We start from the raw sequence: 22,525 nt of genomic DNA, 5'->3' as shown, positions 1-22,525 counted from the left end.
TTTCACAGATAAAAATTAGGCAGAATTGTATTCCAAAATAATCAAAAAATGGGTTTACGAAAGCATAAAATGAGTATATAATATGCAAACGATGAAAAAAACGGGAGTGTATAAAAATGAAATCAGCACAAAATGATATGACTGCCGGAAACCCAATGAAGATTATCTGTGGTTTTACGCTGCCGATTTTTATAGGGAATGTATTTCAGCAGTTTTACAACATGGCAGATGCCGTGATCGTTGGTAAATTTGTAGGAAACAAAGCACTCGCTGCGGTAGGAAGCACGGGTACGATCATGTTTCTGATCTATGGTTTTGTTGTGGGAATGACGGCAGGATTCACGGTGCTTACAGCACAGAAATTCGGAGCTGGTGATATGAAGGGGATGCGTAAGACTGTGGCAGGAGCAGGAATTCTTTCGCTTCTGGTCGGAGCACTTCTGACAGTACTTTTTATGGCATTTATGAAGCCTCTTCTGATCCTTATGAATACACCAGAGGATATTTTTGCGGATGCATATGCATATATCATGATCGTCAGCGGTGGTATCCTGGCACAGATGCTTTATAATCTTTTGTCCAGCATCTTAAGAGCGCTGGGAAACAGTAAACTGCCGCTTCTGTTTCTTGTGATCAGTGCTCTTTTGAACATTGTTCTGGATCTGGTATTCATTGTCGGATTTGGAATGGGAGCAAAGGGAGCTGCGGTTGCAACTGTGATCGCACAGGGAGTTTCCGGAATTCTCTGTTTGTTTTATATTATTGCGAAGATTCCGATCCTTCATCTGAAGCGTGAAGATCTCGATGTGGGAAGTACCATTTACCAGAATCAGCTGCGTATAGGTCTGCCGATGGCACTTCAGTATTCGATCACAGCAATTGGAACCATGATGGTACAGTCTTCCCTGAATATTCTTGGTTCTACTCTGGTTGCCGCTTATACGGCAGCTGGTAAGATCGAGCAGGTTGTAACACAGGCATATGTGGCGATGGGAACAACAATGGCAACCTACGCTGCCCAGAACATGGGAGCAGGTTCTGTGAAGCGTATTCGTGAAGGATTTAAGGCGTGTACGATCATTGGCGTGATATATTCCTTTGTGGCAGCTGCTTTTATCATGACAGTTGGTAAATATATGACTTATCTCTTTGTTTCAGAGGATGTAGAGATCATCATGAGTTCGGTTGATATCTATCTGAAATGCATCGGAATTTTCTTTATTCCGCTTGCAGTAGTCAATATTTACAGAAATGGTATTCAGGGACTTGGATATGGACTTCTTCCGATGATGGCGGGTGTCGCAGAATTGATCGGACGAGGCGTTGTCGCGGTGATCGCCGGGGCAAAGAGAAGCTATACGGGTGTCTGTATGGCAGGTCCGGCAGCCTGGGTACTTGCGGGAGGTCTTCTGATCGCCATGTACTATTTTATTATGAACGTAAACATGAAAAAGATGTTCGGAACAAAAGGAAAATAAAAAACCAGGACAGTCTGTTAATGGCTGTCCTGGTTTTTTATTTTCCTTTTTTTTCGATTCTGTGCAGATAAAAATGCGAATCGTCAACTTTTTGCAGGCGGTAGTGATCCTTCATAGAACGATTCATTTCTTTTTCCAGGGCATAAAGCTCCTGCGTGGAAAAATGATCGGCATAAAAAAGAAACTTATATTCCAGTTCATTTTTCTCGGAGCTTACAAAGCGGATTTTTGTGTGAAGTCCGCAGGAAAGTACTTTGAGGTAAGCCTTTCCAATAGCATCTGCAGCTTTTTTACTGCGGCTGTCAGAGCCGTCCCCGGTGTCTGCAGATGCACGATGCAGGTGAAGAAAAATACTGTGTCCGAACATGAGAAGTGCCGGAAGAAGAAACACAGGAAGAAAAACAGCCGGAAGAATTTTTCCGGTTCCCGAAAATAACAGCAGAAAGAATAAAATAAGGTACAAAACTCCGGAGAGCAGATTCGGGAAAAAAAATTGCCATCCGAAGATTCCCAGAAGAGATGCAGTGATCATAAGAAAAATATCGGAATAGTTTAAAAAAGTAGGTTTCGGGTATTCAAAAATCAACATGGAAATACCGGCAGAAATACCTGCGAGCAGAAAAAGAAGCAGGAACACACAGGATAATTTCCGGAAAAAATCTGTTTGAACAGTTGGGTTGCAGTAATCCCACAGTTCAACCTCCAGTTTGTCAGCCAGTTCTCTGGCAGCCTTCGTAAAGGTATGATTTGTCATGACAGCAGCACGGTTACAGTCATAAAAACGAGCACCGCTGTAAGCCTCCTGGACGGCCTTGTTGCCAACGGGAGCAGAATAATATTTGCATTGGATGCCATATTTCAGACCGGATTTATACGCGATAATATCAATTCCCTGGTCACCGCTTGGCGGAGTGACCGTTATCTTGTGATAGCCTTTGGTCTTAAGAAAGGCAGCACAGCGTTTTTCAAATTCAAATCCATCCTGATAGTTCATTAGAAAATCCTCTTTGGAAGTATTCTGCGTACAGAGCAGTCACGACTATTTTATAAAAAAGCTCCGGTAAAGTCCAGATATTTTGTAAAAAGGATAATGTAGTAATAAAAACCATGTAAACTAGAAAAAGATTCAACAATACATTGACATAGCGAGATAGAAAGAGTATACTATCAAATAGTTTGATAATCAAAGTAATTGATGGACCGGAGGAAGGATACAATGGAAAATAAAAGCAGATTAAAAGCACTTCATATTGGAGAAAAAACAGCACAGATTCCAATCATTCAGGGTGGCATGGGCGTCGGAATCAGCAGAAGCAGTCTTGCCGGGGCGGTAGCACGGGAAGGTGGTATCGGCATAATCTCAACAGCGCAGATCGGCTATGATGAAGAGGGATTTGCCAATGATCAGGCAGGATGCAACCGGGCGGCAATTGCAAAGCACATCAGACGTGCAAAAGAGATTGCAGGCGGCAGAGGTCTTGTCGGTGTCAATATCATGGTGGCCTTGAAGCATTATGAAGAACATGTCAGGGAGTCGGTGAAAGCCGGAGCAGATGTGATCATCAGCGGAGCGGGACTTCCGATGGAGCTTCCAAAGATGGTCAGTGAGGAGTCCGGGACAAAGATTGCACCGATTGTCTCTTCCAGACGTGCGACGAATCTGATCCTTAAGATGTGGGCACACAGATATGGAAGGACCGCAGATTTTATTGTTATTGAAGGACCGCAGGCAGGAGGTCATCTGGGATTTTCCAGAGAACAGCTGTCCAGGCTGGATACACTGGATTTTGATGAAGAAATTCGACAGATCATCGAATGTAAAAAAGAATATGAAGAAAAATTTTCCAGAAAGATCCCGGTGATCGTTGCAGGGGGGATTTTTGACAGAGCAGATATCGATCATGCACTGGAACTTGGCGCGGATGGTGTACAGATCGCAAGCAGATTTGTGGCGACCAAAGAGTGTGATGCCTCGGACGCTTACAAGAAAGCATATCTTGATGCAGAGGAAGCAGATATTCAGATCGTACAGAGTCCGGTAGGAATGCCGGGAAGGGCACTTAGAAATACCTTTATCCGTAATCTGGAGACAGCGAGGGAACCTGTCCGTAAATGTTACAACTGTCTGGAAAAATGTGACCCGAAAAATGTTCCGTATTGTATTACCAAAGCACTGATCGAAGCAGTAAAAGGAAATCTTGATCAGGGTCTGATCTTCTGTGGTTCAAACGTTGGAAGAATCCATGAGATGACGACAGTTCATGAACTGATGAAGGAACTGGCATACTAAGAAATAGCAGAAAACAGGCGGTACTGATTTCATGACAGTCAGATGACTGAAAATGAAAAGCAGGTACCGCCTGTTAAAGTTTGCGTATACTTATCGTTCCATCATACTGATGGACTCAATTCCGACGCTTCCGCCGCGAACGACTTCGATGTATTTGAATTCTTCCTTGATCAGTTTGACAACGGCATCATTCTTGGTTGCAGTCTGAACAAACTCAAGAAGCAGGCTGTCTTTGCCATAATCAATGACTCTGGCCTTGAAGGTTTCGGCAATCTGAAACAGTTCTACCTTATCTGCAGCAGAGCATTTCTTGACTTTGATATAAAGAATTTCCTTCATACGGACAAAGATATCTGTGAAGTCAATGACCTTAATCACTTCGACCATGCGGTTTAACTGCTTTTTGATCTGTTCAAAGGTTTCGTCATCACTGACAGTTGCTATCGTCATGCGGGAGATTGTAGGATCCTCTGTAGTTCCAACAGTGAGACTGTCCAGGTTATAGGATTTTCCGGAAAAGAGACCGGAAATTTTGGAGAGTACACCTACCTGGTTCTCTACATAGAGAGAGATCCATCTTGTTTTCATTCCTTTATCCATTCTTGTTTCCTCCTAACAATCCATGATCATATCTGCGAGTGTTCCGCCTGGTTTGATCATAGGATAGACCATTTCTTCCGGATCAATGATAAACTCAATGATCGTAGGTCTTTTGGTGTTTTTCTTTGCCTCCTCAAAGGCTTCGGCGATCTCTTCGCGATTAGTAACCCGGATGCCTTTGGCTCCGTAGCTTTCTGCAAGTTTAACGAAGTCTGGTGTGTATTCCGGATATTCCTCACCGTCTGTGCGGCGGGAGAGAGCACCGGCTCTTAAGTTGGTCATGGAGTAACGTTTTCCGTAGAATAATTTCTGCCACTGACGAACCATGCCGAGGTAAGTGTTGTTGAAGATGCAGCAGATGACCGGCAGTTCTTCCAGAACAGCAGTTGCAAGCTCCTGGATATTCATCTGGACTCCGCCGTCACCGGAGATAGAGATGACAGGAGTATCAGGATTTCCAATCTGTGCACCGATTGCACCCGGAAGACCATATCCCATAGTTCCAAGTCCACCGGACATGATAAGCTGGCGGTTCTCGGTGATGTCAACAAACTGGGAGGTCAGCATCTGATGCTGTCCGACGTCTGTGACGATGATCGCTTTGTCGAACTGTTTGTTGATCGCGTCAAAAATATCAAGAGGTCCCATGAGAGGACGATTTCTCATGGTAAGTGGATGCTCATTCTTCCATGCTTCGATTTCGGTGAGCCATTTATGGGTTCCGCAGTCGGTAACGTACTCGGCCATTTTTGTGATGGCTTCTTTGGCGTCAGCAACGATCGGAACGTCCACATGGATATTTCTGGAAATAGAAGCAGTATCAATGTCAATATGGATGATCTGTGCATTTGGCGCAAATTCATGAAGCTTGCCTGTGATACGGTCGTTGAAACGGGTTCCGATAGAAAACAGGAGATCGCAGCTGCTGACAGCCATGTTCGCTGCATAGGAACCATGCATTCCAAGATTTCCGATGAACAGAGGATGTTTTGTGGAAATGGCTCCGCGCCCCATGACAGTTGTAACAACCGGAACCTGCGTCTTCTCGACTACGGAGGTGAAAATTTCGTTTGCATGGGCGATATTGACACCGCCGCCTGCCAGAAACAGTGGCTTCTTGGCCTTCTGGAGCATTTTGAGAGCCTTTTTGAGCTGTCCCATGTGAACACTGGTATTTGGTTTATAACCGCGGATATTTACGCTCTTAGGATATTCGGCACTTCCAAGCTCTGCCATAACATCCTTTGGAAGGTCGATGAGAACAGGTCCCGGACGGCCGGTTCTTGCAATATAAAAAGCTTCCTTGATAATACGGCCGAGATCTTCACGGTTACGGACAGTGACACCGTATTTTGTGATACTGCGGGTAATCCCAACGATGTCAACCTCCTGGAATGCATCGTTTCCGATCAGGTGTCTGGCAACCTGACCTGTGAAACATACAAGAGGAACACTGTCATAGTTGGCAGTAGCAAGTCCGGTGACAAGGTTGGTAGCACCAGGGCCGCTTGTTACAAGACATACACCGACCTTGCCTGTGGTTCTTGCATAGGCATCTGCCTCATGGACAAGGGCCTGCTCATGACGGGGAAGGATGATGTCAATCCCACTCTGTCTGTATAATTCATCACTGATATCAATGGTGCATGCACCGGGATATCCAAATAAAGTATCAACACCTTCTTCTTTTAAAGCTTTTACCAAAAGCTTGTTTCCTGAAATCTGTCGCAAATATAAGTCCTCCTTCTGATAAATAAATTTTGGTACCATATTGCATCTGGCTGCATTTTCGCGGAGCACCTTTTACTTTACTGGAACATTACGGAGTAATTTTTCGTAAAGTAAAAAAAGTCCCAAGCATATAAATATGCTCAGGACGGATGATTCCGTGGTACCACCTGACTTCAGAGACTGTACTCTGCACTCTGTCAGTACATAAATTGTTACTGTTCACTTCATTCACAGTAGCTTGGTCGAAATGCATTCCAATGAACAGTTACCATAAATTCTATACTGCTTTCCTGTAACGTGGAAACTACGTTGAAGCCTACTGTATGATCCGGCTTGGAGGTTCTCTGACCAGCACAAGATCATGGTTCGGTTCACTGCTCAGGGACTACTTCCATAAGTTCGTCATGAAGGTTCGCACCGGCCACCTTCTCTCTGTGCATCCGAAAATTATGTACTATTTCCCGTCACTGCATTTAAAATTATTTGGAAACTGGTAACTATTCTGAGAAATTATCGAACAGCTACGAAATTTGTAATAATTATACGGGAATTCTCTGTGTTTGTCAACGGAATAGCTTGGATTTTGTGCCCTTTTTTGGTAGAATAGTAGTACTGTTCACAGATGATCTAAAAGTAAGAAAGAAGATAATTTATGAGTGAGATAAAGGAACTACAGAAAAACTGCTGTCTGTGTCCGAGAAACTGCGGTATAGACCGGCTGGCCGGACAGAAGGGGTTCTGTGGAGTAACAGCAGAGATCATGGTGGCGCGTGCTGCCCTTCATATGTGGGAAGAACCGTGTATTTCAGGAAAGGAAGGTTCCGGTGCGGTGTTTTTCTCAGGCTGTTCACTGGGATGTGTATTCTGCCAGAACAGGGCAATCTCAAGAGGACAGAGCGGCAAAATGATCACAGTGGAACGTCTGGCGGAAATTTTTCTGGATCTGCAGAGGCAGAAGGCGAATAATATTAATCTTGTGACGGCAGGACATTTCCTTGTGCAGGTGAGAGAGGCACTGATCCTGGCAAAGAAGCAGGGACTTACGATTCCTGTAGTATATAACAGCAGCGGATATGAGAAAGCAGAAATGCTTCAGCTTCTTGACGGACTTGTGGATATTTATCTTCCGGATTTTAAATACATGGAGTCGGATCTTGCCGGTAAATATTCGCATGCAAAGGATTATCCGGAAATTGCCAGAGAAGCACTGGCAGAAATGGTCCGGCAGGCAGGAACGCCGGAATTTGATGATCGTGGAATGATGAAAAAGGGTGTGATCGTGCGGCATCTGCTGCTGCCGGGACATGTGAGAAATTCCAGAAAAGTGCTGGAATACCTGTATGAAACATACAAAGATCAGATATATATCAGTCTGATGAATCAGTATAAACCGATGCCGGCAGTGATGGAGGATCCACAGTTATCAAGGAAAGTTACGGACAGAGAATACGATCGTTTGCTCGATCATGCCATCTCTCTTGGAGTAACAAATTGTTTTATCCAGGAAGGCGAGACAGCGAAGGAGAGTTTTATACCAGAATTTGATGGAGAGGGGATAGAATAAAATGAGAACAGAAAAAAACAATAAGAGAATTTTTAAGGAAAAATCTACAGGCAAACCGTGGACAGGTAAGTCAGAAACAAAGAAGTATGCGGACAAAAAGAAACCAGAGTTTAAGAAAAATGTAACAAAAAAGACAGACCAGAAAAAGCCTGAGGGCAAGAAAAACGAGGGAAAGAAAGAGGAACGGAAGAGAAAATCACTTTGTCCGGTGCATGGCAGATGTGGAGGTTGTCAGCTTCTGGATATTCCATATAAGGATCAGTTAAAACAGAAACAGACACAGGTGACAAAGCTTCTGAAGCCATACTGTCCTGTAGAGAAGATTGTCGGGATGGAAGATCCGTTTCATTACAGAAACAAAGTACATGCGGTTTTTGGACACAAAAAAGATGGTACGGTAATCTCCGGCATTTATCAGGAGGGAACACATTTCATTGTTCCGGTGGATGAATGTCTGATCGAGGATCAGAGAGCAGATGCGATCATCAGGGATATCCGCGGGCTTCTGAAATCCTTCAAGATCAAGACCTATAATGAAGATACAGGATATGGTCTGTTCCGTCATGTGCTGATCCGTACCGGATACCACAGTGGGCAGATCATGGTAGTACTTGTCCTTGGTTCACCGATCCTGCCGTCCAAGAATAATTTTGTCAAAGCACTGCGTAAGCTTCATCCGGAAATCACAACGATCGTGTTGAATGTAAACGGACAGAAAACAAGCATGATCCTGGGAGAGAAGGAGACAGTTCTTTATGGTAAGGGCTATATCGAGGACGAGCTTTGCGGAAAAACCTTCCGTATTTCTTCCAAATCCTTCTATCAGGTGAATCCGGTTCAGACAGAGAAACTGTATGGGAAGGCAATCGAACTGGCAGGGCTTACAGGCAAAGAGCGTGTGATCGATGCATATTGCGGAATCGGAACGATTGGACTGATCGCCAGCGACAAGGCAAAGGAAGTCATCAGCGTGGAACTGAATCCGGATGCTGTGCGGGATGCAATTGTAAATGCAAAACGAAATGGGATCAAAAATGTTCGTTTTTATCACAATGATGCAGGCGTATTCATGCGGCAGATGGCAGAAGCGGGAGAACATGCCGATGTTGTATTTATGGATCCGCCTCGAAGCGGAAGCGATGAGAAATTCCTTTCATCTGTGCTTACCTTGAAGCCGGAGAAGATTGTGTATGTCTCCTGCGAACCGACAACACTGGCACGGGATCTGAAATATCTCACAAAGCACGGATACAAAGCGGTACGTGCAGTGCCGTTTGATATGTTTCCGGCGACAGAGCATGTGGAGACCTGTGTGCTTGCTGTCAGGGAAAGATAAATAAGGGCTGAAAAGTGGCGTATTTCCGGGCTTTTTGCGAGGTTAGCATCATCAGAGAAGCCTTGCGGAAAGCTCGGTTTTCTTGCTTTATAGGACACTGCTCCTACGGAGCACTCTTGTGGTAGAGCACTTGAATAAGTAATACAGAAGCTGTTTGGAAAAATATTGTGAAAAATAGCGGGGAGGTTATTGATAATTAATGAATGTAAAATTAAAATCTGGAAGCAAGCAACTGTAGCCTAGAGGAGGGGAGAAAGATGAAGAAGTGCAAACTAGTACAGAATATAATGATTTTTAAATTTTGTTACATTATATTTTGCACAATTATATGTTTTATTGTTTTATCCGTTCCTGCATCTGCCAAAGAAAACTCTGACAATGTTATCCGGGTAGGATCTTTTGAGGAAACTTATAATGTAGTCAATGAAAAGGGAGAAAGAAGCGGCTATGGTTATGAGTATCTTCAAGATATAGCAGGTTATGCAGGATGGACATATAAATACATAACAAGTGATTGGAAAAACTGCTTTACACAGTTGGAAAATGGAGAGATTGATATTCTTGGTGACATTTCCTATACAGACGAACGTGCTGAAAATATGCTTTTTTCCGATATGCCTATGGGGGAAGAGAAATACTACATCTATACGGATGCATCCAATATGGATCTTACAGCAGGAAATTTGGATTCTTTTGAGGGAAAAAATATTGGTGTGTCTAAAGATAATATAGTGGAGGATGTGCTTAATGAATGGGAATCAAAATATGGTCTGCATACGAAGCATATCAATGTTTCTACAACCACAGAAATTATGGACAAACTGTCGAAACATGAAATTGACTGCTTCGTTTCGGTAGAAGAATCCCGTTGGGAAGAATCGGATATTTCACCGCTTACAAGTATTGGAGAGACAGAAATCTATTTCGCTATAAATCCAGAACGTCCGGATATCAAAGAAGCATTGGATAGTGCTATGCGCAGAATCAAGGATGACAACCCATTTTACACAGATGATCTCTACAGGCGTTATCTTTCTGCACAGAGCAGCTCGTTTCTTTCAAAAGAAGAAAGTGAGTGGATCGGGCAGCATGGTGCAATTCGGATAGGGTATCTGAATCAGGATGGAGGTATCAGCAGTGTAGATCCATCAACAGGTAAACTGACAGGTGTTATTACAGATTATGTGGATCTTGCAGAAAATTGTCTGCAAGGTCAGACTCTGGAATTTGAATTAAATGGATATGAGACAAGAAGTGAACTGCTTCAGGCATTGCAGGATGGAAAAATAGACCTGATTTTTCATGCAAACCAGAATCCATACTTTGCAGAAACAAATGGATTTGCTTTGTCGGATACTCTATTGACTCTCAATATGGCAGCAATTACGGCAAAGGATTCTTTTGATGAAAATAAAGAGAATATAGTTGCCGTTGAAAAAGATAATTTTGCATTGAAAGCATATCTTTCATACAATTATCCGCAATGGGAGGTTGTGGAATATGAGACATCAGATGCAGCAGTAAAAGCAATGCAGAAAGGGGAGGCAGATTGTATTGTAAGCAATTCAGGTACTGTTTCAGACTATTTGAAAAATAATAAGCTTCATAGTGTTTTCCTGACAAAAGAAGCTGATGTTTCATTTGCTGTTCAGCAGGGAGAACCGGTTCTTTTGTCCATTCTGAATAAAACACTGACATCTATGCCTACAACTCAATTTTCAGGTGCAGTAGTTTCGTATAATGTTTCTTCACGAAAAGTTACAGCGAAGGATTTTATTCAGGACAATTTACTGGCTGTCTCACTCATAGTTGGAATCTCTATTTTTGTTGCCCTGTGTATAATTCTTGATTCTTTGAAAAAATCAAAACGTGCGGAAGAAAAATCCAAGAAGTCTGCTGAGCAGGCATTGAAGCTGAATCAGGAGCTTGAAGAAAAACAGCAGGAATTACAAAATGCACTTGTAGAAGCACAGAGTGCCAATAGGGCTAAGACTTCCTTTTTAAATAACATGTCTCATGACATCAGGACACCGATCAATGGCATTATGGGCATGCTTACAATTCTTGAAAAAAGCGGAAATGATGGTGAGCGGGCAAAAGATTGTCTGAATAAAATAAATGAGTCTGCGAAACTGCTATTATCATTGGTAAATGATGTTTTGGATATGGCAAAGTTAGAATCGGATACCGTGGTTTTTAGTGATGAATCCATCAATCTGGATCAGGTATGTCAGGAAATCACGGAGTCACTATCTTTTCAGGCAGAAGAAAAAGGACTTCATGTTATAGGAGAACATGATGATTACAGTGGTATATATGTCTGGAGCAATGCAGTTCATCTGAAAAAAATATTGATGAATCTGTTTACAAACAGTATGAAGTACAATAAGGTGAATGGTTTTATTTACATGAGTATGAGAACGATTGAAAGATCAGAAGATCACATGACATGTGAATTTAAAATAAAAGATAATGGAATTGGAATGTCAGAAGAATTTATAAAAAATGAATTGTTTACTCCATTTGTACAGGCAGATAATTCCCCACGTTCTGATTATAATGGGACAGGTCTGGGAATGCCTATTGTGAAACAACTTGTAGAAAAGATGGGCGGAACCATAACAGTTGAAAGCAAGTTTGGTGAAGGAAGCTGTTTTACTGTAATACTTCCATTTAAAATTGATACGAATGCACGACCGGAAGAAAAAGAAGATTTCAATGCAGATATATCAGGTGTCCGGATATTATTGGTTGAAGATAATGAGCTGAATGCGGAAATAGCAGAATTTATGCTGACGGAAAATGGGGCTAAAGTAGAAACAGTGAAAAATGGGTTAGAAGCTGTTCAGCACTTTGAAGCCTGTGAATCAGGAACATACGATGTTATTTTAATGGATGTCATGATGCCGGTGATGGATGGGCTTACTGCCACAAAAACAATAAGATCCCTGGAACGGCAGGATGCAAAAACAATCCCTATTATTGCTATGACTGCAAATGCATTTAGGGAAGATGCAGAAAAGTGTATGGAAGCAGGAATGAACGCACATCTTGCAAAGCCATTAGATGATAAAACAATCAAGCAGACTATATGCGAAGAATTGAGAAGCAGTAGGGACAGGTGAAAATTTATTAAACCAGGAGGTTGACAAGGAGACGTATAGAGAAATATATTTGACAGACAGGAGATTTAATATGATTTCGAGAGCAAAGAAATATGTGGCAGTGTTACTGGTTTTTGTATGCGTGTGTATGATATTTTCTCCCCAGACTGCATATGCAGCCGAGGACAGTTCGCAGCATGAAACTGTCAAAGTCGGTTTCTTTGCCATGGATGGATACCATATGATGGATGAAGAGGGGAACCGCAGTGGTTATGGCTATGATTTCCTTCGGCTGATGGCCCGTTATTGGGATGTAGATTACGAATATGTCGGATACGATCAGAGCTGGGATGATATGCAGCAGATGCTTGAAGATGGCGAGATCGACATGGTAACATCTGCCCGCAAAACACCGGACAGAGAAGAAAAGTTTGATTTTTCACGTCCGATCGGAATCAATTATGGGATGTTGACCGTCCGCAGTGACAACAGCACGATTGTGGACGGCAATTACAGCACTTACAACGGTATGCGTGTGGCACTTTTGAACGGAAACACCCGGAATGAAGAGTTTGCGGATTTTGCAGACAACAAAGGATTTACATATGTTCCATCTTATTTTGATACGACCGCAGAGATGGAGGAAGCCCTTCAGAGCGAAAAAGTTGATGCGATTGTTACCAGTTCTCTGAGAAAAACAAACAATGAGCGAATCGTGGATAAATTTGGCAGCAGCGATTTCTATGTCATTGTTAAAAAGGGCAATACAGAATTGCTGAATGAGATCAATTATGCGATCGATCAGATGAATGCGGTTGAGGGTGACTGGAAAACAACGCTTTATAATAAAAATTATGAAAGCATAGAAACTAAGAATCTGGAATATACGGAGCAAGAAAAAAGTATTATTGCACAATATTCCAAGGACAACCCGCTTCATGTTCTGTGTGATCCGTCCCGTTATCCATATTCTTATAATGAAAATGGTGAGATGAAGGGGATTATCCCGGATTACTTCCGGAAAATTGCAGACTATGCCGGGATTTCCTATGAGTTTCTTACACCTGCCACCAGAGATGAGTATATTGCTTATCAGAAAAATAAGGAAGCCACAGATATGAGTATCGATGCACGCCTGGAAACAGATAACTATGCTGAGACGAAAAAATGGGGGCTTACTGCACCTTTCATTACAATGCAGCTGGCAAGGGTGACACGGCGTGACTTTGATGGAAAAATCAATGTTGTTACTACGGTTGACCAGACAGCATCAAATTCAATTGCAGATGCAATGGCACCCGGTGCAGAAAAGCTGATGTGCAATACCCGGCAGGAAATGATGGAAGCTGTCCGTAAGGGTAAAGCCGATGCTGCCTTCGTCTACTATTACATGGCACAGGCGTTTGTGAATAGTGACACTACGGGCACCATGACATATACGCTGCTGGAACAGCCTACATTCACCTACCGCATGGTAGTTTCGTCAACAGAGAACCATGCGCTGGCTGGTATTCTGACGAAAGCAATGTATGCCATGCCCCAAAATCTTGTCGAAGATCTAGCAGCACGGTATACCACATACAAAGCAGCAGAGCTGACATTTGTTGACTGGATCCGTCTGCATCCTGTTGTTACTGTTTGGGTTCTTCTTATTTTCGGATGGCTGCTGACTACTATGGCTGTGATAGCAATGCGTCTCAGTGCAAGAAAAAAAGCTCAGAAGGCAGCCCAGGAGAAGGCTGAGGAAATGGCGGAACTGGCAGAGCATGCGCAGGCTGCAAACAAGGCAAAAACAGCATTTCTGTCACATATGTCCCATGATATGAGAACACCGATGAATGCAATCATGGGATTTACCGGTATTGCAATGAAAAATAATCCGTCAGACGAAGTGAAAAATTGTCTGGAAAAGATTCATGAAAGTTCAGAGCAGTTATTGTCGCTGATCAATGATGTATTAGATCTGGTTCGCGTGGAAAGTGGAAAAGCGAAATGCAATCCGGTACCGGCAGATTTGAAAAGTATCACAGATTCTGCACTGGATATTACAAAAGGCTTTCTTACGAACAGGGATATCAGCTTTAAGATCCAGCGTGAAGAAGCAAAGATCCCAAATGTACTTGTGGATCCTGTACGTCTGCGAGATGTGCTGGTTAATATTCTGAGCAATGCCGTGAAGTTCATTCCGGATGGAGGGACGATTACATTTGAAGCCCGGTGTCAGGAAAAGGGCGGGGATGGATATATAAATATGCATTACCGCATTTCGGATACTGGTATTGGCATGAGTGAGGAATTTACAAAAGAAGTTTTTGAGGAATTTGCACAGGAAGATTCCGATGTGAGAACGCAGTACCATGGAGCTGGACTGGGGATGGCTATCGTAAAGAAGTATGTAGATATGATGGGTGGAACCATTTCCGTGCAAAGCAAAAAGCATGAGGGAACCACTTTTACTGTGGATATTCCTCTGGAAATTACAGATAAGGAATGTAATAAGTCAGACCCAGGTTTTTCTGAAAAGGTAAATCTTACAGGTGTGAAAGTCCTTCTTGCAGAGGATAATGAGCTGAATGCAGAAATTGTGACCGTGCAGCTGAAAGAGTTTGGAATGAATGTAGAAAGAGCTGTAGATGGAAAGAATGCTGTTGAGATTTTCAGAAATCATCCGGAAGGCACATTTGATGTAATCCTGATGGATATCATGATGCCTGAAATGAACGGTTATGAAGCGGCAAAAGCAATCAGGGCGATGAATGACAGACCGGATGGAAAAAACATTCCTATTATAGCAATGACAGCCAATTCATTTGCTGAAGATGTTCAGGCATCACTGGATGCAGGAATGAATACACATTTGTCAAAGCCGATTGTGATTGAGGAAGTTATAAAAACGATTTTAAGGTATGTTCATAATGATTAGCAGAGGTAAGTGTCTTGAAGTGCGATAAGGAATATGGTATCATAATAGAACGTATATTCGGTTGAGGCAAGGCGGTGAATAAGATTGACGAATACTGGCAAAATACAGGCAATCCGGTCTGTTCTTTTATTGAATGATCCGGATAAAAGCCGGTATGTTAAACTTCTGGAAGACCTGGGAGATTTGAAAAATAATTATGGGGATTATATGATTACGGAGCCGATTGACTGTAATGAGGAACTGAGACGTGTTTCGGGGGCAGATTATGAGCTTTGTACAGCATTGCTGACAATGCTGCTGAGAGAAGATTATTTTTCCAATGGTTCGTTTTACAGATACGGGCGGTGGAATACAGGTGAAGGCTCACAATAAAAGTAGCTGTATAGCCGAAAGGCAAGCAGTATTGGTGTCATGGACGCACCCTGAAAAAAGGCGGTATCCCGCCAGATTTCAGATGCTCTGGTAACTTGTTGCAGAGTAGTTCACGAGAAGACGAAAAGGCTATGTGTATGAAGGTGTTTACCAAGATTTGTAATAATGTGGAGCGTTGTCTGAAAGGCGATACAAAGACAGAATGAAACAGAATATGTGCATATATGTGGATCATCGCAATGGGACTTCAGCTTATGTTTTAAGCAGATCAGATTCGCGAAATGGAGGAAAAATTATGTCGAACAATAAGGAAAACATGTCAAAGCTTGAAAGTTTTATGAAGGTTCTGACAGGACATTTTGATAATAAGGAACAGTATGCCAGGATGCAGAAAGCAGGAAAATTATATCCTTATGCGGAACATGTCAACACAGTCTGCAATGACAAGATCAAGAATCTCCCCGCAGATTTTCAGGGAAAATTTCTTGTAGAAGAGAGTTATTACGAGACAGATGGGAAGAAGCATGCGTCTGCACATCTTTTCTTATTCACAGAAGAAGAGGAGGGGATTCTGCTTTCATCTTATGAGATACCGGAGGGAAATGCCAAGAATACCTTTACATATGCTTCGATGCAGCCGGTGGAATACAGTGAACTCAAGAAGTCGGCGAAATTTACACCGGCACTTTATCATGAAAAGGATGGCGTCTGGGAGGGCGGCAGCACAAGTCAGTTTACTCCGGTCATGAAATTTAAACTGTGGGAACGTTTTTCCGGGGAATGTCTGGAAGTATCCGAGAGCATGGAGGTAAACGGAAAGAGAACCTTTGGGTATGATGATCCGATCATCTATAAGAGGGTATAAATATAAGAAGCAAGTATAAATATTAAACTGGATATTTATGCAGGGAAAAACCTTGTTCGGGAAGGAAAACTATATTATAATGAGAGGAACATATTTTATCCGACAGGCAGTGTTTCAGGAAAATGCTGTCTGATAAAAGAACAGGGGAGATGACGGTTTATATGATCACACTGAATGATTATCTGTATTCGGGAGATACACTTTTGAGAATTTTGCATAATTACTCAGAAGATCTCAGAAAAGATGCAAGAAAAAACAAGAATGAAATTGATCTGGCACACTGTAATTTCCTGCTGCAGATCACAGAACTTCTGGAGCATAATGATTTCCTTACGGCACAGTCGCAGAAAATTCGTGAATTTTATAAATATATGGCCAGAGAGTATCCATTTCTGGCTTTTACATTTAAAGGAAGGATTAAATCACTGATCCGCGCAGAGGAGAAATTTAACGGATATATTGTAGAATATATTTATGATTATCATATGGAGCATGGAACCTATCCGTCTGTCTCTGAAATCAGAAACCGTCTGAGCTGTTTCCGTGACCTGATCGCGTACAGGATTGTGATCGCCATGCCAAAATGCCATCTGAAGAGTGGACAGGACAGAGAAAAAGAAGAAGAAAAATATCTTTATGAGATTGCGAATGCGCTTCCGGAATTTCTGGAGGAGCGAGGCTTTACAGTGGAACCGGCGAGAGGGGTTATGGAAAGTTCGTCGGAGTTTATGAAGGATGAGGTTCGTCCGTATTACCGTGACTATATTATGGGAAGAAGTCCGCAGGATTACCGGTCTTTGCATATCACATTTTATGATAACAGTTCCAGATGTTTTGTGGAGGTTCAGCTTCGTACAAAATCTATGGATGACGTGGCAGAAATTGGCCCGGCAAATCATCTGGGCTACGAAAAGGGACAGGATAAAGCAAGATCCCGGAGAGATGCGATCCCGGAGGGAGAGAGTGTGTATTTTGATGAGGCATACGAGAGAGGAATGCGTCTTCAGAATCTGGAACTTTCGAAAGTGGACGTCAATATGTTCGCAGCGGTAAATAACAGTCTGATCAATGATGGATGCGGGTTGTTTCGGGGAAGACTGATTCTTCCGTATGAGCATTTATCCAGATTTCAGAATGATCTGATAGATTAACGGAATAGGAATAAAGGCAGATTGTAATGATAAAAAGAAAGCCCACCTCGGTAGATCTGTATGATCGCTGCGGCAGGCTTTTTTACTTTATATACTTTGTAATTAGGCTTCTTTATCTTCGTCTGCATCTGATTCATCAGCCACAGCTTCAGGAAGGTAGACATGTACCCGTTCAATACGGTTTTTGTCCAGCTTGTCAACGACGAGCCGGGTATGATTTTCGGTGATGACCTCATCGCCATCTTCCGGGATGCGATCCAGGTGTTCGATGATCAGACCACCGAGGGAATCATAGTCCTCAGAGGTGAAGTCTGTATGCAGATGATCATTGACGTCATCCAGGCTCATGGATCCCTCAACAATATATTCGCGGTCAGAAATTTTCTTGATAAGTTCGTTTTCGTTTTCGTCGTACTCATCGTGGATCTCACCGACAATTTCCTCAAGAATGTCTTCCAGAGTGATAAGACCGGTCATTTCACCGTACTCATCGAGAACAATGGCGATATTGAAGGTGGATTCTCTCATTTCTACCAGAAGATCGGAGATATCTTTGTATTCATAGGTGAAATGAGGCTTGCGAAGAAAGTTGCGGATATCAAAGGGATCATCCTGATTGTAAAGAAGAAGATCCTTCATATTGACGATTCCGACGATATTGTCCTGTGTGTCTTCATAGACAGGAAGACGGGTAAATCTGTCAGTGCGGAAAATATCGATCAGTTCCTCATAGGTGTTATTTACATTGGCAAACGTTACATTTACACGGGGAACCATAATATCCTTGGCATCTGCATCACCGAGATCGAAAACATTGTAGATCATTTTCTTCTCGTCGGATTCGATGACACCATCCTCATGGCTTACATCAACGATGGTACGCAATTCTTCCTCCGTCATGACATTGTTGACATCGTCCGGATTTACACGAAGAATATACAGGAAAAATCTCGAGATCAGGTTGATCACAAAGATTACCGGCGTCATGACAGTCATCAGAAAATGAATTACTGTAATGTAGCGAAGAGTAATCTTCTCGGAATTGATCGTAGCATAGTTCTTAGGGGTGATCTCTCCAAATACCAGAATCGCAACAGTCAGTGCCAGTGTTGCAATGCTGACCATATAACCGCCCAGATGATATGCGAGTGTAGTTGCAAGAGATGATGCATATACGTTTACGATATTATTGCCGATCAGAATAGCACTGAGCATCTTGGGTGTATGGTTCTCCAGAATATCCAGAGCCAGGGCGGCACGTTTGTTGCCGTCATCTGACAGGGCACGAAGGCGGATTCTGTTTACAGACATCAGTGCAGTCTCTGTTGAGGAAAAGAATGCAGAAAGTGCCAGCAGAACAGCAAGTATGATAAATTGGTAAGTGTCACGTATGTCCACTTTAAATGTTCACTCCTTTGGTGTTTTGATAAAATACATACCTTAATGGTAAAAATATGCAGTTTTCATTATATACTGTTTTTATGGCTTTGGCAAGTTCTTAAAAAAGAACCTGAAAGGATATACTGGATTACTTATAATATAAAAACTGCCCGACGGGATATCGGGCAGTTATAAAAACATATATTATGCAAGCTCTGTGCCTGTGAGCATCTTGTATGCCTGAAGATATTTGGCGATTGTCTTGTCAACGATCTCCTGAGGAAGTGTCCAGTCATTTCCCGGATTAGCCTTGAGCCAGTCGCGGGCGAACTGTTTGTCAAAAGACGGCTGTCCATGTCCTGGTTCATAGCCTTCCAGAGGCCAGAAACGGGAGCTGTCAGGAGTGAGCATCTCATCGCCGATCACCATGTTTCCATCTTCGTCAAGACCGAATTCAAACTTGGTGTCTGCAATGATGATTCCCTTGCTCAGTGCGTATTCTGCACATTTCTTATATAATGCGATAGTATTGTCACGAAGCTTTTCTGCGAGTTCACGTCCTTTTCCAGGGAAATATTTCTCCAGGTGATCGATACTCTGCTCGAAAGAAATATTTTCGTCATGATCGCCAATCTCTGCTTTGGTAGATGGTGTGTAGATCGGCTCCGGCAGTTTATCAGATTCTTTTAAACCTTCTGGAAGCTTGATGCCGCAGACCGTGCCGTTTTCTTTGTAGCTTTCCCAGCCGCTTCCTGTGATATATCCACGAACGATACATTCGATCGGAAGCATATTGAGCTTACGGCACATCATGGATTTACCGTTGTATTTTTCCTGCTGGAAAAATTCCGGCATATCCTTTACATCGACAGAAATCATATGGTTGGGCAGAATATCCTCTGTCATATCGAACCAGAATTTGGACATCTGTGTCAGTACGGTACCTTTTTTGGTGACTTCGTTGTTGAGAATGACATCAAAGCAGCTGATACGGTCAGTAGCAACCATGATCAGGCTGTCGCCGTTGTCATAAATCTCACGTACTTTACCTTCTTTAATTGGTTTTAATTCCTGCATCTTCTCATACCTCGTCATTTGGTTTTTGATTGGAAATTTTACATGTAGTAAGGTATCATCTTTTGTATGGACCTGTCAAGAGAGATTTTGACGGGCATGTGAATAAATACAAAAAAATCTACAGAGGACTGGTTGTTTTAAGATAATTCTGGTATAATATCTTTAACTACCAGAGGGAGAAGATCAGAAGGCAGGTGAGCGAAATGGCAGGCAGAAAGAAGGATTCTCTGTACAGAAGTTTTGGCTATGCGTTTGAGGGGATTTTTACCTGTATCAGAAACGAACGGAATATGAAGATACATGTCGCAGTTACGCTTCTTGTTATTATTGCGGGATTTGTTCTGGGACTTTCGATTACAGAATGGTGCATCTGTCTGGGGCTGTTCGGACTTGTGATGGCACTGGAACTGGTCAATACAGCGGTGGAGGCAGTGGTAGATCTTGTGACTGCGAAACGCCATCCGCTTGCGAAGATTGCCAAGGATACAGCTGCCGGAGCAGTTCTGATCGCTGCAATCATGGCTGCGGTCATCGGACTTCTGATATTTGTACCGAAGGGACTTATGTTTCTGAGACAACTATAAGTCAGATTTGTTTTGCAGGCAGTCGTTCATAATGAATGACAGAACCAATGAAAGGAGCGACACATTATGGAATTAGGAGACGGACTTAAGAAACTTTTACTTGCAGGAGTAGGAACGGTTGCAGTGACAGCAGAGAAATCAAGAGAAATTCTGGATGAACTGGTCAAGAAGGGTGAACTCACTGTAGAACAGGGCAAGGTTCTGAATCAGGAACTGAGGCACAACATCAAAGAAACGATCAAGACCAAGACTTCTTCTTCAGCGGAAGCTCCAAAGGAAGATATCCGGGATACTCTTTCGAAACTTTCACCGGAGCAGCTTGCAGAGCTGAAAGAACAGATTCTCAAGATGGAAGCACCGAAGGCAGGAGAGGAAAAGAAAGAAGAAATCTCAGAGGATAAAGAACCGGCAGAAGAAACAGAGAAAGCACCGGAAGAATAAAGAGAAACGGAGCAGCAAATGAGCAGATCAGACAGAGAAACAGAACAAAAAAACGGATACGGAGACCGTCTGAAGGAAATCACAGCTGTTCTGAAGAAACATTCTATCACACGGGGAATCTCTCCGGAGAAACTTCGTCTTATACTGGAAGATCTGGGCCCAACTTATATCAAGTTGGGCCAGCTTATGTCTCTCAGATCAGATATCCTGCCAAAGAGATACTGTGACGAACTGATGAAACTGTGTTCTGAAGTACCGCCGATGCCTTTTTCGGAAGTGATCGAGGTACTGGAGGAATCCATGGGATGTCCGTGGCAGGCTGAATTTCAGAAGATTCAGGAGAAACCGCTGGGCTCTGCTTCTATTGCACAGGTCCATCGTGCAACGCTGAAAACAGGCGAGGAAGTTGTCATCAAGGTACAGCGCAAGGGTATTTATGAGACGATGGCCAGGGATATTGGTCTGATGCACAAAGCAGTGCGGCTGATGCCGCCGGTAAGTATCAAGGGTGCTGTGGATCTGAACATGGTTTTGAGCGAACTGTGGACAGTGACGCAGGAGGAGATGAATTTTCTTACAGAAGCTGCCAATATTTCAGAATTTGCCAAAAAGAACAAGGGCGTCGCTTTTGTAAAAGTACCGATCCTGTACAGGGAATATACGACAACACATGTACTGGTCATGGAGTATATTGACGGCATTGCGATCAATGACAAAGAGAAGCTTCTTCAGAATGGATATGATCTGAACGAGATCGGAAGTAAGTTCGTAGATAATTTTATCAGGCAGGTGATCGAGGATGGCTTTTTTCATGCGGATCCTCATCCCGGCAATGTACGGATCCAGGGCGGAAAGATAGTCTGGATCGATATGGGAATGATGGGCAGGCTCACGGAGAGAGACCGGCAGCTGATCGGTCAGGCCGTGGAAGGCGTAGCATTTAAGGATATCGGCAAAATCCAGGATGCAGTGCTGGCACTGGGAGAATTTAAGGGAAAACCGGATCACAGCAGACTTTATCAGGATATTCAGGAGCTCATGGAGAAATATGGGACAGCGGATATCGGAAATATTGATCTGGCAGAGGTTATGGTGGACCTCATGGAAGTCATGAAAGAAAATAAGATCATGATGCCGCATGGACTGACGATGCTGGCAAGAGGACTGACACATGTGGAAGGCGTTCTGGCGGATATCAGTCCGGAGATCAACATGATTCAGATAGCAGCGGCACGCATCAAAGAAGAATTCCTAAGTGAGGGAAGCTGGAAAAAAGAAATCAAGGCAAACAGCAGGAATCTTTACCGTGCTTTTAAGAAGTCCATAGAGGTTCCGTCTCTTACGGCGGATTTCCTTCAGGGCTGTATGAAGGGACAGACCAAGATTAATCTGGATCTTCATGTGGCAAATGATCTTTCAAGGCTGCTGCGAAGACTTGTGCGAAATATTGTAATGGGACTTTGGGTGATGGCGCTTCTGATCAGTTCTAGTATCATCTGTACGACAGATATGAAGCCGAAATTATGTGGAATCCCGGCTTTGGGAGCACTGGGATATGTCAGTGCATTTATTATTGTGATGTATGTGTTTATCAAACATTTTTTTTCAAATAAATGATACTAAAGGAGG

The 22,525-nt window shown here is 42.9% G+C and carries 17 protein-coding genes and 1 other annotated feature; of the genes, 12 read left to right on the top strand and 5 right to left on the bottom strand.

Annotated features, from left to right (window positions below; genetic code table 11):
* The first annotated feature begins 116 nt into the window (after nucleotides 1–116).
* Nucleotides 117–1,478, top strand: coding sequence for an MATE family efflux transporter (locus tag LIR34_RS03655; RefSeq protein ID WP_173901854.1), 1,362 nt, complete (start codon nucleotides 117–119; stop codon nucleotides 1,476–1,478).
* Nucleotides 1,479–1,515: 37 nt separating this feature from the next.
* Here LIR34_RS03655 and LIR34_RS03650 read toward each other — a convergent pair whose 3' ends face one another.
* Entirely contained in the window at nucleotides 1,516–2,472 is a 957-nt protein-coding gene (locus LIR34_RS03650) for a restriction endonuclease (RefSeq protein ID WP_173901855.1), read from the bottom strand.
* Nucleotides 2,473–2,694: 222 nt separating this feature from the next.
* Between LIR34_RS03650 and LIR34_RS03645 the strand changes: the two genes are divergently transcribed.
* Nucleotides 2,695–3,768 carry an NAD(P)H-dependent flavin oxidoreductase gene (locus LIR34_RS03645; RefSeq protein ID WP_173901856.1) on the top strand — a complete coding sequence of 358 codons (1,074 nt, stop codon included), beginning with the start codon at nucleotides 2,695–2,697 and terminating at the stop codon, nucleotides 3,766–3,768.
* 90 nt (nucleotides 3,769–3,858) lie between these two features.
* Here LIR34_RS03645 and ilvN read toward each other — a convergent pair whose 3' ends face one another.
* Both ilvN and ilvB read right to left on the bottom strand, forming a co-directional pair.
* Complete coding sequence (gene ilvN / locus LIR34_RS03640) at nucleotides 3,859–4,368, bottom strand: acetolactate synthase small subunit (protein ID WP_022215574.1); 510 nt, start codon at nucleotides 4,366–4,368, stop codon at nucleotides 3,859–3,861.
* Between the two features lie 12 nt (nucleotides 4,369–4,380).
* Nucleotides 4,381–6,099, bottom strand: a complete 1,719-nt coding sequence (ilvB, locus tag LIR34_RS03635; protein WP_173901857.1) for a biosynthetic-type acetolactate synthase large subunit — start codon at nucleotides 6,097–6,099, stop codon at nucleotides 4,381–4,383.
* 138 nt (nucleotides 6,100–6,237) lie between these two features.
* Nucleotides 6,238–6,576, bottom strand: a binding site (T-box leader).
* Between the two features lie 175 nt (nucleotides 6,577–6,751).
* Here ilvB and LIR34_RS03630 point away from each other — a divergent pair.
* From LIR34_RS03630 to LIR34_RS03600, 7 genes are all read left to right on the top strand, one after another.
* A complete protein-coding gene (locus LIR34_RS03630; RefSeq protein WP_173901858.1) occupies nucleotides 6,752–7,663 on the top strand; it encodes a radical SAM protein in 912 nt (303 codons plus the stop codon).
* Between the two features lies 1 nt (nucleotide 7,664).
* On the top strand, nucleotides 7,665–8,999 hold the full coding sequence (gene rlmD, locus LIR34_RS03625) for a 23S rRNA (uracil(1939)-C(5))-methyltransferase RlmD (protein WP_173901859.1): 1,335 nt from the start codon (nucleotides 7,665–7,667) through the stop codon (nucleotides 8,997–8,999).
* Between the two features lie 257 nt (nucleotides 9,000–9,256).
* Nucleotides 9,257–12,124, top strand: a complete 2,868-nt coding sequence (locus LIR34_RS03620; protein WP_173901860.1) for a response regulator — start codon at nucleotides 9,257–9,259, stop codon at nucleotides 12,122–12,124.
* Nucleotides 12,125–12,194: 70 nt separating this feature from the next.
* Nucleotides 12,195–15,026: a transporter substrate-binding domain-containing protein gene (locus LIR34_RS03615; protein ID WP_173901861.1), complete on the top strand. Its 2,832-nt coding sequence runs from the start codon at nucleotides 12,195–12,197 to the stop codon at nucleotides 15,024–15,026.
* A gap of 84 nt (nucleotides 15,027–15,110) precedes the next feature.
* Nucleotides 15,111–15,398: a hypothetical protein gene (locus LIR34_RS03610; RefSeq protein ID WP_173901862.1), complete on the top strand. Its 288-nt coding sequence runs from the start codon at nucleotides 15,111–15,113 to the stop codon at nucleotides 15,396–15,398.
* A 316-nt stretch (nucleotides 15,399–15,714) separates the two neighbouring features.
* Complete coding sequence (locus LIR34_RS03605) at nucleotides 15,715–16,263, top strand: hypothetical protein (protein WP_173901933.1); 549 nt, start codon at nucleotides 15,715–15,717, stop codon at nucleotides 16,261–16,263.
* Nucleotides 16,264–16,424: 161 nt separating this feature from the next.
* A complete protein-coding gene (locus LIR34_RS03600; RefSeq protein ID WP_173901863.1) occupies nucleotides 16,425–17,414 on the top strand; it encodes a guanosine polyphosphate pyrophosphohydrolase in 990 nt (329 codons plus the stop codon).
* A gap of 102 nt (nucleotides 17,415–17,516) precedes the next feature.
* Here LIR34_RS03600 and LIR34_RS03595 read toward each other — a convergent pair whose 3' ends face one another.
* Nucleotides 17,517–18,812, bottom strand: a complete 1,296-nt coding sequence (locus LIR34_RS03595; protein WP_173901864.1) for an HlyC/CorC family transporter — start codon at nucleotides 18,810–18,812, stop codon at nucleotides 17,517–17,519.
* A 186-nt stretch (nucleotides 18,813–18,998) separates the two neighbouring features.
* Complete coding sequence (locus LIR34_RS03590) at nucleotides 18,999–19,871, bottom strand: phosphoribosylaminoimidazolesuccinocarboxamide synthase (RefSeq protein WP_173901865.1); 873 nt, start codon at nucleotides 19,869–19,871, stop codon at nucleotides 18,999–19,001.
* A gap of 203 nt (nucleotides 19,872–20,074) precedes the next feature.
* Here LIR34_RS03590 and LIR34_RS03585 point away from each other — a divergent pair, with 203 nt between their 5' ends.
* From LIR34_RS03585 to LIR34_RS03575, 3 genes are all read left to right on the top strand, one after another.
* Nucleotides 20,075–20,455: a diacylglycerol kinase family protein gene (locus LIR34_RS03585; RefSeq protein ID WP_173901866.1), complete on the top strand. Its 381-nt coding sequence runs from the start codon at nucleotides 20,075–20,077 to the stop codon at nucleotides 20,453–20,455.
* Between the two features lie 66 nt (nucleotides 20,456–20,521).
* Entirely contained in the window at nucleotides 20,522–20,896 is a 375-nt protein-coding gene (locus tag LIR34_RS03580) for a hypothetical protein (protein ID WP_202017261.1), read from the top strand.
* A gap of 18 nt (nucleotides 20,897–20,914) precedes the next feature.
* Entirely contained in the window at nucleotides 20,915–22,513 is a 1,599-nt protein-coding gene (locus LIR34_RS03575; RefSeq protein ID WP_173901867.1) for an ABC1 kinase family protein, read from the top strand.
* Nucleotides 22,514–22,525: the final 12 nt, after the last annotated feature.

Origin of the sequence: Blautia sp. MSK17_66, from assembly GCF_020538025.1 — a bacterium.
GTDB lineage: Bacteria > Bacillota > Clostridia > Lachnospirales > Lachnospiraceae > Blautia_A.
This window is presented reverse-complemented; position numbering and strand designations above follow the sequence as displayed.